The following is a 15504-nucleotide window of genomic DNA, read 5'->3' on the forward strand; positions in this document are numbered from 1 at the left end:
CGCAGTGGATAAAACCATCTAGGCTCGACAGCGGCATTTTTGCCGCCGCGCCTGTCCAAAACGATGGCTAGGCAAGGGTTTGATAGAGCCTGACGCCGTGTTCAGGTCGGAGCGAGTTCGAAAACATGGTAAGCCCATGCCGGCAGGTCCAGATAGAGGCCCGAATTTGCAAGTCGCGGTCCCTCGTATTCATAACGATAGGCGTTCAGTAAATCCTTGAATTGCCATGCGCCTTGCCCCAACTTTGCAAAAGGCAGGCGGACATAGCATTGTGATGGGTTGGATGCGAAATTGACCGCCACCAACAATAATTCGTGGTTTGATCCTTGCCAGGCAAATGCGATGAAACAATCCCAGGTCCAGTTTTCATTCCAGGCAGGAAGGCATTCCAGCAATTGCCAATTGCCGTTGCGGACAACATCTCGCCGCAGTATGGCCAATAAGCTTTCGTAGAGTCGGTGGATGTCTTGATTGACGGGTTCTACCGGTTCCCGGATCAGATGCGGAGAAACGTGCTTCAGTCGGCCCTCGAACTGGCCGTTGTGGAAAAAACGCAAACCCGGCGTTAAATAGGTCAGTACCGCGCCGGCCCTATGCATCGGCATCGAAAAGGTTGCGGCGGCTCGCGGTTCGTCGTGATTTTCCATAAAACGAGCCAAACGATCCTGAAACTCGGGACCGGCGTAAAGGTGTTCCCGTATTGGACGCGCACGTCCATTGCGTAAACGGTCGTAGAGCCGTTTGTCATAGGTGTAATCGAAGCCCTGCTGCTGCAATGTCGACTCCAAATCCCAATAGACCTCGGCCATGAACAGGAAAGAGGGATGCTGTTTACGCACCTTTGTGATGGCTTCGGGCCAAAAGGAGGGCATGTCGATACCCCATGTGCGTTTAAATACCTCCGGCAAGATCAGCATGGCCATGTCGCAACGTATGCCGTCGCACAAATCGGCGATAGTCAGCAACTCATTGATCATAGCTTCTTGCAAGGCCGGGTTGCCGTAATTCAATTGCAGGGTATCGGGCCAACCCGGAAAATAAGGGTCGCGGCCATGGGCTAGGATCAAGTCGCCTTGGGCAGTGTTGAGCCGAACGTAGTTTTGCGGTGATTGGGCAAGGTTGTCTTCCGAACCTCGCACATAAAACTCGGGGTGTGTATTGAGCCAGGGATGGTCCAGTGCGCTGTGGTTGGGTACGAAATCCAGCAACAAGCGCATGCCCCGCTGCTGTATTCGTTGGCGCAAGCGGGCAAGCGCGGCGTTGCCACCCAAGGACGTTGCCACCGAATAGGCTTGAATCGCAAACCCCGAGCCGCCGATGTCATGTTCTTGCAAATCCGGCAAGGTGGCTTGAAATCCCTTGCGCCATTCAATATTAGTCCGGGATACCTCTCGGCCGGCCAAACCGGTTTGCCAAACGCTCAGCAGCCAGACCCAATCCACGCCCCAATGCTTTAGGCGATCCAGGTCGCTATCCGGAATGTCGTCCAGGCTGGCGGGACGGCCGAGCCGCTCGGAAAGAGCAGTCAGGCATGCGCGGGTATTGATCTGATAAAGCATTGGATAGCGTGGGCCGGTCATAATCATACCCTCATGGATTATTTGGATTTTTTCCGAGACGCCGCGGGGTTGGTTTTGTTACTCGGATCCGCGCGGAAACCGGCCATTTTTCCTTCCGCCAACATTTGTTCCGGATCCAACGAGCCGAACAGTTGGATCAGTTTCGCTACCAAGCCGGTCCAGCCGGTTTGATGACTGGCTCCCAAACCGGCGCCGTTGTCGCCATGGAAGTACTCGTAAAACAAGATATGATCGCGCCAGTGCGGGTCGTCCTGGAATTTGGTTGTACCGCCATAGACCGGTCGCTTGCCCTGCTCATCGCGCAGGAAGATGCGGGTAAGCCTAGTCTCAATTTCCTTCGCCACCTCGAATAGATTCATCAACTTGCCGGAACCCGTCGGGCATTCGATTTTGAAGCTGTCGCCGTAGTACAGATAATATTGAAGCAGTGCCCGGATGATAATGGCATTCACCGGCATCCACACCGGACCGCGCCAGTTGGAGTTGCCACCGAACATGCCGCTGTTAGACTCGCTCGGCAGATAATCCACACGGTATTCCTGGTTTCCGGCGTAAAAAACGAACGGATGTTGGGCGTGGAACTTGGATAGCGAGCGGATGCCGTAGGGACTCAGGAATTCGTTCTCGTCCAGCATTTTTGTCAGGATGCGACGCAACCGGTCCGGATTGACCAGGGCAATGATCCCGCGTTCCGCCACCCCAAAATGGCCAGGGCCAGTGGGATGGATGGACTCCAAGAGTTCCGGCATCTGTTGAAAACGTGCCAGGAACCCTGTCATTGCGTTAGGGATACGCTCCCTTTGCCATTGCTCAACCACCGTCACCGCGCATAGCGGCAGAAGCCCGACCATCGAACGCACCTTGAGACGCGTGGCACTGCCATCCGGGAGTCGCAACAGGTCATAGTAGAATCCGTCCTCTTCATCCCACATGCCGTCATCACCTGGTTGGTTCATGGCCGAGGCGATAAAAATGAAATGTTCTATGAACTTAAATGCCATGTCCTCGTACGTGGGATCGTGGGCCGCCAGTTCCACGGCAAGTTCGCCCATGTTCTGGGTGAACAATGCCATCCAGGCGGTGCCGTCGGCCTGTTCGAGATAGCCGCCGGTGGGCAGCGGCGCGCTACGGTCGAACACGCCGATATTGTCGAGGCCTAGGAAGCCGCCCTCGAACACGTTGCGTCCGTAGCGGTCCTTGCGGTTTACCCACCAGGTGAAATTCAGCAGCAGCTTATTGAAAGCCGACTTGAGGAAAGCTACATCGGTCTCGCCGCTCAGGGTCAGTTCGCAGCGGTGGAGGAACAGCGTCGCCCAGGCGTGGACTGGCGGGTTTACGTCGCTAAAGTTCCATTCATAGGCAGGTAGTTGGCCGCTCGGGTGCAAGTAGCGGCCGTGGAGCATCAGTTCCATTTGTGTTTTAGCAAAGTCCGGGTCCACGATCGCCAGCGGCAGGGTGTGGAAGGCAAGATCCCAGGCCGCGTACCAGGGATACTCCCACTTGTCGGGCATCGAGATGATGTCCTGGTTGATCATGTGGAACCACTCGCGATTGCGAAAGGCGCGGCTGCCTTTATGGAGGGGATGGGCGTGATGTTCCTCCAGCCAGTTGTCGGCCTCGAAGAAATAGAACTGCTTGCTCCATAGCATGCCGGCGATGGCCTGACGCATTAGATTGGCGGTATCGGCGGAAACCTCGGGAGGGGTCACCGCACGGTAGAACTCGTCGGCATCACGTAGTCTGGCCGACAATGTTAGGTCGAACTCCTGCCCAAGGGGGAGGGCATCGATATTGGTTTGTTTGCTGTATTGGGTCGGGGCGCGGTTGGAGAGGCATAGCTTAATGGTTCGGCATTGGCCCGCGTCGACTTTCAGCTTATAGTGCGCCGCGACTTTCGTGCCGTGTTGTTCCGGGTTTACCTTATCCGACTGGCCATGGACCACATAGTCGTTGATGCCGTCCTTCACGTATGGGCTGGCGTTGGGGAAGCTGGGGAAGAGTCGGGCATTGTTGGTTTCGTTGTCGGTAAACAGCAACGGCGCATCGCCTTCGCAATACAAATAATAGGTTCCCAGTTCCGGATGATCGACTGCGACAACCCTGGTGCCAGCCGGCCCCTCGATTTGACTGAGTGACGGTTTTTCGGAAGGTTTCGCTACCCATGACGCCCAGTCATTGCGGAACCATAAGGTCGGCAGCACATGCAACTCGGCGGCTTCCGGCCCACGGTTGAACACAGTGATTTGCACCAGGATGTCTTCTGGACCTTGCTTGGCGTACTCCATAAACACATCGAAGTAACGGTCCTGATCGAACACGCCGGTATCGAGCAGTTCGTACTCGAACTCTTCGCGGCCGCGCCGCCGGTTAGTTTCGACCAGGTCGCCGTAGGGATAAGCCGCTTGCGGATACTTGTACAGATACTTCATGTACGAGTGGGTTGGGGTGCTGTCGAGGTAGAAGTAATATTCCTTGACGTCCTCGCCGTGGTTGCCTTCGCTGTTGTTCAAGCCAAACAGGCGTTCCTTCAGGATAGCATCCTTGCCGTTCCATAATGCCAGGGCAAAACAAAGCCGCTGTTCGTCGTCGGAGATGCCTCCCAAGCCGTCCTCGCCCCAACGGTATGCGCGGGAACGGGCCTGGTCGTGGGTGAAATAGTTCCAGGCGTCGCCCGATTCGCTGTAGTCCTCCCGCACTGTCCCCCATTGCCGCTCGGACAGGTAGGGACCCCATTTTTTCCAAGGCACGTTCTGGTTGCGAGCTTCCTTGAGTCTGCTGTGTTCAATAGTCATGTGCGAAATTTGAAGTGGAGAAATATGGCTTAATTTTAACCATTAAAAAATATCGTTATGCTCGGTCATGTGTCCGTTCCGCGATAATCATGATTGATTATAAGGCTATCGCGGGGCGGGGCGGCACCGAAACTTGCTACAAGCGGATGCCTAGCGGCCAAAAGCATTCGTTTGATGGTGTATAAATTTAGTTGCGAGCTAGACTTGAACTTCGAACAGCGGGGCGATCGATTTCAGCCGCCGGCCATGGCGTTATAATAGCCCGTAAATTGACTGCAAGTCATCGCGGCTGGAATACCGGTTGAAGACTTTCCAGCGGAAGCGCTTTTTGCAATAACCTTGTCAAACCTGATCCTTGGATTTTGGTGAATAGCTGTATGGATTATGAGTAAATCAATTGCCCAATTAATGACCAGGGATGTGGTTCAAGTCAGCCCCCAAACCACCTTGGGGCAATGCGCGGAGCTGATGGCTCGCCATCGAATCAGTTCGCTGATCATCGGCGAGCATGATTTGCCCGTGGGTATCCTGACCGAGCGCGATGTGGTGCGGTTGCTGAGTCAAAATGCGCCGCTGGATCAGTCGGTCTCGGCGCTGATGACGGTCAAGCTGGTGACGGTACCGGCCGAGACCGATTACCGCGATGCTTATCATCTGTTCGTGTTGCACAACATTCGTCATTTGGTGGTGGTCGAGGATGACGGTCGCTTGGCCGGCATCGTCACCGAGACCGACTTTCGCCGCAATGCCGGCGTCGAGGAGTTCATCGGTTTGCGCACTGTGGCTTCCATCATGGATCAGTCCGTATTGATGCTGGCACCGAATAGCCGTGTGATTGATGCCGCGGCGATGATGCATAGTCGGCGCACCAGTTGCGCGGTGGTGGTGGAAGGGCTTAAGCCGATTGGCATCGTCACCGAACGCGACATGGTCAGGTTGTATCGGCATAGGGCGGGAGAAGTGCTTATCCGCGACATCATGTCGTCTCCGGTGGCGACGGCCGAGCCGGAACATGTGGTGGTCGATGTGGTTCAGCGCATGCAAATCGAGGCGATACGGCATCTAGTGGTGGTGAATGCGCGCGGCGAAACGCTGGCGGTGGTCACCGAGCACGATGTGGTGAAGCACACCGAGGGCCAGTATGTCGAATTATTAAACCGGATTATCCATGAGCAAGTGGTCGAGCTGGAACTGAAACAGGCGAAAATCGACGAGCTGATGCTGCAATCGGCATTGACCGAAAGCGAGAAGCGCTTGCGGCATCTGCAAGCCAGTACCATTAATGACAAGGCCCTGCTCAGAACCCTGATCGACCACATTCCAGACCTGATATTTCTGAAAAACACCGAGGGTGTCTACCTGGGTTTCAACAAGGCCTGCGAAGGTTTTTTTGGCGTAGAGGAAAGTGCCGTGGTCGGTAAAACCGATTTCGACTTCGTCAATCCGGAAACGGCGGAATTCTTTCGGCAAAAGGACAGGGAAGTGATGGTATCCGGGCAAGCCCATATCAATGAGGAATGGGTGGTATATCCCGATGGACACCGCGAATGCCTGGAAACCCTGAAAACGCCTTATTTGAGCGAACAGGGCGAATTGTTGGGCATGATAGGCATCAGCCGCAATATCACCAAGCGTAAAAAAGCCGATCGGGTACTGCGGGAGAGCGAGGAAAAGCTGCGGTCGCTGTTCGAAATGGCACCGCTAGGTATTGCCCGCAATGCCATGGATGGCCGATTTATCGAAGCCAACAAGGCTTTGCTGGATATGGTCGGTTATTCGCTGGATGAACTGAAACAACTCAGTTATTGGCGCTTGACGCCGGATGACTACGGGATACAGGAGACGCTGCAACTGCGGGCGTTGGAGAAAAGCGGGCGCTACGGTCCTTACGAAAAGGAATATCTGCATCGCGATGGGCGGCGGATTCCGGTACGTTTGAACGGCGTGCTGATTACCGGCAGCGATGGTAGCCGTTATATCTGGTCTATCGTCGAAGACATTTCCGAGCGTAAGCGGGCCGAAGAGGAAATGCAACTGGCGTCGATGGTGTATATGAACAGCGGCGAGGCCATGCTGGTAACCGACGCCGACGGCTTAATCATCACCACTAATCCGGCATTTACCGAGTTGACCGGCTACAGCCCGGAAGAAGTGCTAGGCCAGACGCCGCGTATCTTGAACTCGGGGCTGCACGACCGGTTTTTCTATGACGCGATGTGGCAGAAACTGAATAACATGGGGTTTTGGCAAGGCGAGATCTGGAACAAGCGCAAAAACGGCGAGATTTACGCCGAGTGGCTGACCATCAACACCATTTATAAGGACAACGGATCCTGTTACCGCCGGGTAGCCTTGTTCTCCGATATTACCGACAAGAAAAAGGCCGAGGAGATGATCTGGATGCAGGCCAACTTCGATCCGTTGACTGGCTTGCCCAACCGGCGCATGTTTAACGATAGGCTGAATCAGGAAATCAAAAAAGCCCACCGCGCCGGTCAGCCGTTGGCACTGATGTTCATCGATCTGGACCGCTTCAAGGAAATCAACGACATTCTGGGGCATGACATGGGCGACCTGCTATTGCGGGAAGCGGCCAACCGTTTGAGCAGCTGTGTACGGGAGACCGATACCGTTGCCCGTCTGGGCGGCGACGAATTCACCGTGATCGTCACGGCGCTGGACGATACCGGCAGCGTCGAGCGCATCGCTCAGGACATTTTGCGCAAACTGTCCGGCCCGTTTCAACTGGACAACGAAACCTTGTATATCTCGGCCAGTATCGGCATCACTTTTTATCCCGACGACGCCACCGACATCGAAGAATTGCGCAAAAACGCCGATCAGGCCATGTATTCGGCCAAACATCAGGGCCGGAATCGCTTTAGTTATTACACGCCGTCAATGCGCGATCTTGCCCGCAAACGCATGCGCTTGGCCAACGACTTGCGGATTGCCATGGCCGAGGAACAATTCCGGGTTCATTATCAGCCGATAGTCGATCTGAACGATGGGAGTATTCGCAAGGCCGAAGCCTTGATACGCTGGCAACATCCCGATCGCGGGCTGATCAGCCCCAGCGAGTTTATCGGTATCGCCGAGGAAACCGGCAGAATCGTCGAAATCGGCGACTGGGTGTTTCACGAAGCCACTTTGCAGGTCAAACATTGGCGGCAACATTTTCGCGCCGATTTTCAGGTCAGCGTCAATAAGTCCCCGGTCCAATTTCAAAACGATGAAACTCTGTATAGGGGCTGGATAGCTCAATTGCAGAACTTGGGTTTACCCGGCGACAGCGTGGTGATAGAAATCACCGAGAGCCTTTTGCTGGACAGCAAACAAATCGTCAACGACAAACTGCTGCTGTTCCGAGATGTGGGCATCCAGGTAGCAATCGACGATTTCGGTACCGGCTATTCCTCGCTGGCCTACCTAAAACTGTACGATATCGATTATTTGAAAATCGACCAGTCCTTCGTTCGCAACTTAAAGCCCGACTCCAGCGATCTGGTGGTGTGCGAGGCGATCATTGCGATGGCGCACAAGTTGGGCATGAAAGTCATCGCGGAGGGAGTGGAAACAGTAGATCAGCGCGACTTATTGCTTGCGGCCGGCTGCGATTGCGGACAAGGCTTTTTATTCTCGAAACCACTGCCGGCCAAGGAATTCGACGCGTTGTTAAGCAGGTTGAGTCTAGGGCCAGTCGATTGCGCCGTCGAATAGGGTTAAAGAGTGCGTGGTTCACTCGGAACGGGGCAGTGAGACTTAGGAGATTTATGGAAATCAATATATCCTCTCCGAGAAATTTGCCGTTGGCTGAGCGGAGTCGAAGTCAACTATTCGCTTCGACTACTTCGGCTTAGCTCAGCATACGTCCGCTCGGCGAACAATAATATTTAGAGTAAGGTTGGTTTTCGAACACGGGAGGTGGTTCATGACTGTTCGCGGCGGCGCCTGTATCAATGGTAAGGATAGGTTTGGATGAACGGTATGCCCGAGTGTATTCAAACTGGCGGCGAAATGGCAGGCATGGAACTGTTGGGCACCGTGGTTTCGATACGCGGCAGCGTGGTTGACGTACGTTTTCCGGAGAATTTGCCGGCGGTCAATCATGCGTTGCGGACCGGCGCGGAAGGCAAGATCGTCATTGAGGTGGTCGCCCATCAGAGCGCGGACACGGTGCGCGGCATCGCGTTGACGCCGACTCAAGGCCTGTCTAGGGGGGCGCCGGTGATAGCCACCGGGCTGCCGCTACGGGTGCCGGTCGGAAAAAGACTGCTGGGGCGCATGCTGAATGTGTTCGGCGCGCCGATCGACGGTGGAGAATCGTTCGAGGGCGGCGAATGGCGCTCGATTCACCAGCCACCGCTGCCGCTGGCCAGGCGTTCGGCCAAGATGGAAATGTTCGAAACCGGTATCAAGGCGATAGACTTGTTGTCGCCGCTGGAACGCGGCGGCAAGGCCGGCATGTTCGGTGGGGCCGGAGTCGGCAAGACCGTGGTGATCGCCGAATTGATCCATAACATGGCCGGCCGTTATCAGGGCGTCAGCTTGTTTTGCGGTATTGGAGAACGTTGCCGGGAAGCCGAGGAAACCTACCGCGAGATGCTTGAGTCCGGTGTCTTGGAACGAGCCGTGCTAATGTTCGGGCAGATGAACGAAGCGCCCGGCGCACGATTTCGGGTCGGCCATGCGGCGCTGACCATCGCCGAATATTTTCGCGATGAGGAAAAACAGGATGTGCTGCTATTGATCGACAATATTTTCCGCTTCATCCAGGCTGGCACCGAGGTCTCCGGTTTGATGGGGCGGATTCCGTCCAGGGTTGGTTATCAACCCACGCTGGCCACCGAACTGGCCGAATTGGAAGAGCGCATTAGCAGTTCGCGAACCGGCGCCATCACCTCGGTGCAAGCGGTGTATGTGCCGGCCGACGATTTCACCGATCCGTCGGCCAGTCACACTTTTTCCCATTTGTCGGCATCGGTGGTGTTGTCGCGCAAGCGCGCCGCCCAGGGTTTTTATCCGGCCATCGATCCGTTGGCATCCAATTCCAAGATGTTGAATCCGGCCGTGGTCGGCGACCGCCATTATCGCGTCGCCCAAGACGTGCGCCGCATGCTGGCCGAATACGAAGAATTGAAGGACATCATCGCGATGTTGGGATTGGAGGAACTGTCCGAAATGGATAGGCGCACGGTCAATCGCGCGCGCCGCCTGGAACGCTTCCTGACTCAGCCATTCTTTGCCACCGAGCAGTTCACCGGACAGCCCGGTCGCTGGGTCGGTCTGGAGCAAACCCTGACCGGCTGCGAGCGGATTCTGGCCGATCATTACGCGGACGCGCCGGAAAACGCCTTATATATGATAGGCACTATCGACGAAGCCAAGCTCGACGCAGGCGGGGACAAGGCCTAAAATGCGGTTCAAGCTCGTGTTGCCGACCGAAGTCTTGCTCGATACGGTTGTCGGCAAAATTATCGCCGAGGCCGAGAACGGTTGGTTCTGCCTGGAACCTCGGCATATCGATTTCGTTTCGGCGCTGGTTCCTGGGTTGTTGGTTTACGTGACGGCCGACGGCGCCGAGAGATTCGTCGGCATCGACGAGGGTATTTTGGTCAAGTGCGGGCCAGAAGTCCGGGTGTCGACCCGCGAAGCGGTGCTCGGCGACGATCCCGACGCGTTGAAATCGGTTATCTTGGAACGCACCTGCGCACTGGATCAGCACGAACGTAGTTCGCGTGGCATGTTGGCTCGACTGGAGGCCGGAGTGGCGAAACATTTTCTCGATCTGCAAAAGGGCCGTTGATATGCCAAGATCCGTCAAGCACGGCAAGACGCTGGCCAACAATATCGGCGACAAAGCCGCCCGCCGCCGGCGAGCGCGCACTCGGCCGGGGCGTGGTTTATGGTTCGGCCTGGGCATGTTCGGTCTGGTGGGCTGGTCGGTGGCGGTACCCATGCTGTTGGGTATCGCGCTGGGTATCTGGCTGGACAGGCTGTGGCAGGACCGGGTCTCTTGGACCTTGACGCTGTTGTTTCTGGGGCTGATAGTCGGCTGTCGCAATGCCTGGTATTGGATAGAACGGGAAAGACAGGATAACGATCATGGCGGCTAACATGGCTTTCGGCGCCGAATGGCTGCTGGCCGCATTTGCCGGCGTAGGGCTAGGCTGCGTGTTCTTCGGCGGCTTGTGGCTGACTATCCGCCAACTACCGAATTGGCGTTATCCCGGATTGTACATGTTGGCGAGCCTGTTTCTGCGGCTGGCGCTGGTCGGTGCCGGCCTTTATCTGATGGCCGACGGCCATTGGCAGCGTTATGCGGCTGCCGTACCGGGCCTGCTGGCCGCGCGCTGGTGGTGGGTACGCCGGATCGAACCTAGGCAAGTTGAATCATGAAACTAAGTCCCGACGACCAGATATTGGGCTGGCTAGGGCCGATTCCGCTCAACGCCACCATAGCCTACACCTGGCTGGTGATGGCGATTCTGGTGATCGGCTCCTATCTGATTACCCGGCGGCTGAATGACGATGTTAAAATCAGCCGTTGGCAAAATCTGCTGGAAATCCTGGTCGACGGCTTGCGAGAGCAAATTCGCCAGGCCAGTTGCCAGGAGCCGGGGCAGTATTTGCCTTTCGTCGGCACCTTGTTTTTGTTCATCGCCGTCGCCAATTTGCTGGCTATCGTTCCAGGCTATACGCCGCCGACCGCATCGCTGTCCACCACCACGGCATTGGCGCTGGCGGTGTTGGCGGCGGTGCCGATTTATGGCATTGCCCATCGTGGGCCATGGGCTTATTTGGCCGAGTACCTGGAACCCAGCATATTCCTGCTGCCGCTCAACATTTTAGGTGAATTGTCGCGCACGCTGGCGCTGGCCGTGCGCCTGTACGGCAACATAATGAATGGCACCATTATCGGCGGTATTTTGCTGGGCATCGTGCCGTTGTTTTTCCCTATTGTATTGCAGTTCCTCGGCTTGATCACCGCGCTGGTGCAGGCCTATATCTTTGCCGTGCTGGCGATGGTGTATATCGCCTCGGCCCAAGCCGTTCAGGACGATCATCAACATAACCACTCATCAGGAGATTGATATGAGCGAAATCAGTGCCGACGTCATCATTGCCGCCGTATCCATTTTTACCGCCGGTTTCACGATGGCCATCGGCAGTATTGGGCCGGCGCTCGGCGAAGGCCGGGCCGTGGCCGAGGCCTTGCATGCCATCGCCCAGCAGCCGGACGAAGCGCCGACATTGACCCGCACGCTGTTCGTCGGCGTGGCGATGGTCGAATCCACCGGCATTTACTGTCTGGTGGTCAGCATGATCTTGATCTTTGCCAATCCGTTCTGGGAGCACTTCATCAGCAAGGCCGGAGGCTAAACGGTGCGGATCGACTGGCTGACGGTCGGCGCGCAATGGATCAATTTTCTGATCCTGATGTGGTTGCTGCATCGTTTTTTATACCAGCCCATCATCCAGGCCATGGATAGGCGCAAGCAAAACATAGAGGTGCGTATGGAAGAAGCTAGTCAAAAGGCCCTACAGGCCGAACAGCAAGCCCAGGATTATCGCGACAAACTCGCCGAACTGGAGATTCATCGCGCCGAGCTGTTGGCGGCGGCCAAGGAGGAGGCCGCCGCCGAACGCCGCAAGTTGGTCGAGCATGCCCGTGAAGAAACCGCCGCCATGGCGGAGCAGTGGCGGCGGGAAGTTGAACGGGAAAAATCCGAGTTTCAACACCGGCTGCAGCGGGAGTTGGGCCAATTAATTATCGCTACCTCGCGCAAGGTCTTACAAGACCTGTCCAGCTTTGAATTGGAGCAAGCGCTGTTCGCCAATTTCTTTAAACGATTGCAAGGCCTGTCCGAACACGAAAAGCGCCTGCTCTCCGAGTCCGGCAACGTTGTTCTGGCCAGTAGTTTTGAGCTGAACGAGGAATTGCGCAGCTTTTTCGCCGAAGGCTTGCGCAACATGCTGGCCGCGAATTTGGCCGTCCGCTTCGAACCACTTTCCGACAGCCTCTGTGGCCTGATGCTGATCAGCCCGTCCTATACGCTTGAATGGCGCGTCGAGCGTTATTTTGAGTCCTTGGAGGACGAGTTGGAGAATGTGCTGAATCAGGCCGGCAAGGCGTGACCGCTATTCATGCTGAATGAAGCGCTGACCGGTACCTCCACCGCCATGAGCCGCCTGCTGGAACAACACCAAGCCGAACTATCCCTGGTCGAGACCGGCCGCGTCAGACATGTCGGCCATGGCGTGGCCTTGGTGGATGGGCTGCCCGGCGTTCAGGCCCTGGAATTGGTCGAATTCGACGGCGGCCTATTCGGTTTGGCCTTCAATCTCGATCCCGAGCAAGTCGGCGTGATATTGCTCGATGCCAGTGAACGCATCAGCGCCGGTGGTCGGGTCCGGCGTACCGGCCGGGTGGCGGATGTGCCGGTGGGCAATGAATTGCTCGGACGCATCGTCAATGCGCTGGGTCAGCCGTTGGACGAAGGCGGCGATTTGACTGCGATGCAGCGCTGGCCGATCGAACGCGAAGCGCCGGCCATTCTCGATCGCGCGCCGGTCAATCAGCCGCTGCAAACCGGCATCAAGGTAATCGACGCTACGATACCGATTGGGCGGGGACAGCGCCAGCTGATTGTCGGTGACCGCCAGACCGGCAAGACCGCTATCGCTTTGGCGACCATCCTGAATCAGCGCGACCGCGATGTGATTTGCATTTATTGCGCGATCGGCCAGCGTGGCGATGCGGTGGCGCGGGTGATCGAAACCCTGCGTTCGCAACAGGTCATGAGTCAAACCGTGGTGGTGGTCGCCGGTGCCGAGCAGCCGCCTGGTCTACAGTACATCACCCCATACGCCGCCACCAGCATGGCCGAATATTTCATGGAGCAGGGCCGCGACGTGCTGATCGTCTACGACGATCTGACTCATCACGCGCTGGCCTACCGGGAGCTGTCGCTGTTGCTGCGCCGTCCGCCGGGACGCGAGGCCTATCCGGGCGATATTTTTTATATTCATTCGCGTCTATTGGAGCGTTCGACCCGGCTGGCCAAGGGCGGCTCGCTGACCGCCTTGCCCATCATCGAAATCGAAGCCGAAAACCTGGCGGCTTATATCGCCACCAATCTGATTTCCATCACCGACGGTCAGATTTATCTGTCGCCCGAGCTGTTCCATAAAGGGCTGCTGCCGGCGGTGGATGTCGGTAAATCGGTGTCGCGGGTCGGCGGCAAGGCGCAATTGCCGGCTTACCGATTGGTGGCCGGCGCACTGAAACTGTATTACGCCCAGTTCGAGGAGTTGGAAATGTTCGCCCGCTTCGGTACCCGGCTGGATCAAATAACGCGCGCCACATTGGAACGCGGCAAACGGGTGCGCGAAATCCTGAAACAACATGAGAGGGAAGCCCTGAGTCCTTGCGAACAAATTGCCGTGTTATTGGCCGTTAGCGAAGGCCTGTTCGACGCTCTGCCGCTTGACCAAATCGCGGTGGCGGAGCAAACGGTTCGCAATATGGCCATCTCGGAGTTGACCGAACTTGGTCGCCGTATTCAGCAAGGCCAGGCATTGAAGGCAGAGGATCGCGCGGCGGTTCTGACGCTGGCGCGACAGGCACTGGAGGCGGGAGGGACGGATGGAAACCGAGCAGGCCCTTAGGCGACGGATCAAGACGGTCGGGGAACTGCGTGCCATCGTTCGCACCATGAAAGCTCTGGCAGCGGTGAGTGGAAGGCAATACGAGGCGGTGTTGAAATCTCTGGGTGAATATTCCGAAACGGTCGACATGGGCTTACAGGTCGCGCTTCGGGGCGGCAATCGGCGGCCTAGCCGAAAGCGGCCGCCTGCGCGGCTGGCGGCGGTGATTTTTGGGTCGGATGTGGGATTGTGCGGCCGCTTCAACGAAGATTTGGTCGCGTTTGCGCTCGACAAACTGAACGGTTTTCAGGTGCCGCCGGCGGGTCGCAGTATTCTGGCCGTGGGCAGCCGTATCGATGCACGCTTGAACGAGATTGGGCAGCCGGTTGCGGAAAGCTTGCCGGCACCCGGTTCTGCCGCCGGCATTGGCGCAACGGTCAAACTGATTCTAGCCAGGCTGGACCAATGGCGGGAGCAGTCCATCGAGCGGATGGTATTGATTTATAGCCAAGCCGGCGCGCCGGAGCTGTTGCCTCTGTTGCCGGTCGATCTGGAGCGGTTCGGTCGATTGGCTTGTGAACCCTGGCCATCCCATGTGCTGCCGAGTTTTAGTTTGGATGCCGAGCCGCTGTTGGCCGCGCTGATACGTCAGCATCTGTTTATCAGTCTGTTTCGCGCCTGTACCGAATCGCTGTCGGCCGAAAACCAGATGCGGCTACGCGCGATGCAGGCGGCGGAAAAAAATATTCAGGAGAGGCATGACGAATTATTGGCTGAATTTCGCCATCAACGTCAGGAAACGATCGACGCCGAATTACTCGATATCGGCGCCGGTTTTGAAGCCGTCAGCGGCGAACCATGAACGGAGGCTTTTACCCGGTCGAGTTTGAGGTCGGTTGGTTCGGGCTTAGCGTAAAAGATGAAAAATCCCCCTTGAGTCAGGGGGATGGTTGGGCATAAATTCCGAATCCTAAAGGAAAGTTGTATTCTCAAGCGATAAAGTTAGGCCATTCTTTCAGGCTGGCAAGCGTGATGAGCCGGTAATGCGGAGCGTATATCCTTGAGTAGAAAGCGTTTCAATCCACGTCCCAGTCTTTGCCCGAGTAGCGACATGGCCGTGTCCTTGTTGATGAAAGCCGAAGGCTCCATGCCTTTACGGTATTTGAGCAGGGCTTTTCGTGCCGTCGAGGATAGATAGCATTCGGTGCCTTCTGGTAATGAGGTGTGTAAGTCTCTTAGAAGATGGGGGGTTATTTTATTCATGACGTTCTCCTTATCTCTTACGAAGTGTTGAGTGGTAATTCCATCACCAAGTCAAGGTCGATTTCCGGACCTGTTATTTAAAAAAAATAACGCTATCAACTTAACAATTTGGCAATAAAAATCAAGCATAATTTTGCTGGTTTTCTTGATGCGGTGGATTGACATAAGCCCGGTTTTTTGCTTGGTAACTCCAATTCTGAATCCGGACGGTATTTGGT

The 15504-nt window shown here is 56.2% G+C and carries 13 protein-coding genes; 10 read left to right on the forward strand and 3 right to left on the reverse strand.

What is annotated here, in order from left to right; all coding sequences use genetic code 11:
- Positions 1 to 101: 101 nt before the first annotated feature.
- Positions 102 to 1580 carry an alpha-amylase family glycosyl hydrolase gene (locus IVG45_RS00940; RefSeq protein WP_196436039.1) on the reverse strand — a complete coding sequence of 493 codons (1479 nt, stop codon included), beginning with the start codon at positions 1578 to 1580 and terminating at the stop codon, positions 102 to 104.
- A gap of 17 nt (positions 1581 to 1597) precedes the next feature.
- The gene (locus IVG45_RS00945; RefSeq protein ID WP_196436040.1) at positions 1598 to 4372 is read right to left on the reverse strand and encodes an MGH1-like glycoside hydrolase domain-containing protein; all 2775 of its coding nucleotides are present in this window, start codon (positions 4370 to 4372) and stop codon (positions 1598 to 1600) included.
- Between the two features lie 384 nt (positions 4373 to 4756).
- Here IVG45_RS00945 and IVG45_RS22855 point away from each other — a divergent pair, with 384 nt between their 5' ends.
- From IVG45_RS22855 to IVG45_RS00995, 10 genes are all read left to right on the forward strand, one after another.
- Positions 4757 to 8092, forward strand: a complete 3336-nt coding sequence (locus IVG45_RS22855) for an EAL domain-containing protein (protein WP_196436041.1) — start codon at positions 4757 to 4759, stop codon at positions 8090 to 8092.
- Between the two features lie 258 nt (positions 8093 to 8350).
- Positions 8351 to 9787, forward strand: a complete 1437-nt coding sequence (gene atpD, locus IVG45_RS00955; protein ID WP_330165374.1) for a F0F1 ATP synthase subunit beta — start codon at positions 8351 to 8353, stop codon at positions 9785 to 9787.
- 1 nt (position 9788) lies between these two features.
- The gene (locus IVG45_RS00960; protein ID WP_196436042.1) at positions 9789 to 10178 is read left to right on the forward strand and encodes a F0F1 ATP synthase subunit epsilon; all 390 of its coding nucleotides are present in this window, start codon (positions 9789 to 9791) and stop codon (positions 10176 to 10178) included.
- A gap of 1 nt (position 10179) precedes the next feature.
- Positions 10180 to 10488, forward strand: a complete 309-nt coding sequence (locus IVG45_RS00965) for an AtpZ/AtpI family protein (protein WP_196436043.1) — start codon at positions 10180 to 10182, stop codon at positions 10486 to 10488.
- Positions 10478 to 10771, forward strand: coding sequence for an ATP synthase subunit I (locus tag IVG45_RS00970; protein ID WP_196436044.1), 294 nt, complete (start codon positions 10478 to 10480; stop codon positions 10769 to 10771). The genes IVG45_RS00965 and IVG45_RS00970 overlap by 11 nt, the downstream gene beginning before the upstream one ends.
- The gene (locus IVG45_RS00975) at positions 10768 to 11466 is read left to right on the forward strand and encodes a F0F1 ATP synthase subunit A (RefSeq protein WP_196436045.1); all 699 of its coding nucleotides are present in this window, start codon (positions 10768 to 10770) and stop codon (positions 11464 to 11466) included. Before IVG45_RS00970 ends, IVG45_RS00975 begins: the two co-directional genes overlap by 4 nt.
- Position 11467: 1 nt before the next feature.
- The gene (locus tag IVG45_RS00980; RefSeq protein ID WP_196436046.1) at positions 11468 to 11755 is read left to right on the forward strand and encodes a F0F1 ATP synthase subunit C; all 288 of its coding nucleotides are present in this window, start codon (positions 11468 to 11470) and stop codon (positions 11753 to 11755) included.
- Positions 11756 to 11758: 3 nt separating this feature from the next.
- Positions 11759 to 12511 (forward strand): F0F1 ATP synthase subunit B family protein, encoded by a 753-nt coding sequence (locus IVG45_RS00985; RefSeq protein WP_196436047.1) that lies wholly within the window; start codon positions 11759 to 11761, stop codon positions 12509 to 12511.
- Between the two features lie 9 nt (positions 12512 to 12520).
- Entirely contained in the window at positions 12521 to 14044 is a 1524-nt protein-coding gene (locus IVG45_RS00990) for an alternate F1F0 ATPase, F1 subunit alpha (protein WP_196436048.1), read from the forward strand.
- Complete coding sequence (locus IVG45_RS00995) at positions 14022 to 14885, forward strand: F0F1 ATP synthase subunit gamma (RefSeq protein ID WP_196436049.1); 864 nt, start codon at positions 14022 to 14024, stop codon at positions 14883 to 14885. Before IVG45_RS00990 ends, IVG45_RS00995 begins: the two co-directional genes overlap by 23 nt.
- 140 nt (positions 14886 to 15025) lie before the next feature.
- Here the strand turns inward: IVG45_RS00995 and IVG45_RS01000 are convergent, their stop codons facing one another.
- The gene (locus IVG45_RS01000; RefSeq protein ID WP_196436050.1) at positions 15026 to 15286 is read right to left on the reverse strand and encodes a hypothetical protein; all 261 of its coding nucleotides are present in this window, start codon (positions 15284 to 15286) and stop codon (positions 15026 to 15028) included.
- Positions 15287 to 15504: the final 218 nt, after the last annotated feature.

The sequence above is a fragment of the Methylomonas sp. LL1 genome (assembly GCF_015711015.1).
Taxonomy (GTDB): domain Bacteria; phylum Pseudomonadota; class Gammaproteobacteria; order Methylococcales; family Methylomonadaceae; genus Methylomonas.

What these genes read in the sequence shown, in the direction of transcription:
- IVG45_RS00940 (WP_196436039.1), bottom strand. Translation starts at nt 1,580, where the DNA reads ATGACCGGCCCACGCTATCCAATGCTTTATCAGATCAATACCCGCGCA.
- IVG45_RS00945 (WP_196436040.1), bottom strand. Translation starts at nt 4,372, where the DNA reads ATGACTATTGAACACAGCAGACTCAAGGAAGCTCGCAACCAGAACGTG.
- IVG45_RS22855 (WP_196436041.1), top strand. Translation starts at nt 4,757, where the DNA reads ATGAGTAAATCAATTGCCCAATTAATGACCAGGGATGTGGTTCAAGTC.
- atpD (WP_330165374.1), top strand. Translation starts at nt 8,351, where the DNA reads ATGAACGGTATGCCCGAGTGTATTCAAACTGGCGGCGAAATGGCAGGC.
- IVG45_RS00960 (WP_196436042.1), top strand. Translation starts at nt 9,789, where the DNA reads ATGCGGTTCAAGCTCGTGTTGCCGACCGAAGTCTTGCTCGATACGGTT.
- IVG45_RS00965 (WP_196436043.1), top strand. Translation starts at nt 10,180, where the DNA reads ATGCCAAGATCCGTCAAGCACGGCAAGACGCTGGCCAACAATATCGGC.
- IVG45_RS00970 (WP_196436044.1), top strand. Translation starts at nt 10,478, where the DNA reads ATGGCGGCTAACATGGCTTTCGGCGCCGAATGGCTGCTGGCCGCATTT.
- IVG45_RS00975 (WP_196436045.1), top strand. Translation starts at nt 10,768, where the DNA reads ATGAAACTAAGTCCCGACGACCAGATATTGGGCTGGCTAGGGCCGATT.
- IVG45_RS00980 (WP_196436046.1), top strand. Translation starts at nt 11,468, where the DNA reads ATGAGCGAAATCAGTGCCGACGTCATCATTGCCGCCGTATCCATTTTT.
- IVG45_RS00990 (WP_196436048.1), top strand. Translation starts at nt 12,521, where the DNA reads ATGCTGAATGAAGCGCTGACCGGTACCTCCACCGCCATGAGCCGCCTG.
- IVG45_RS00995 (WP_196436049.1), top strand. Translation starts at nt 14,022, where the DNA reads ATGGAAACCGAGCAGGCCCTTAGGCGACGGATCAAGACGGTCGGGGAA.
- IVG45_RS01000 (WP_196436050.1), bottom strand. Translation starts at nt 15,286, where the DNA reads ATGAATAAAATAACCCCCCATCTTCTAAGAGACTTACACACCTCATTA.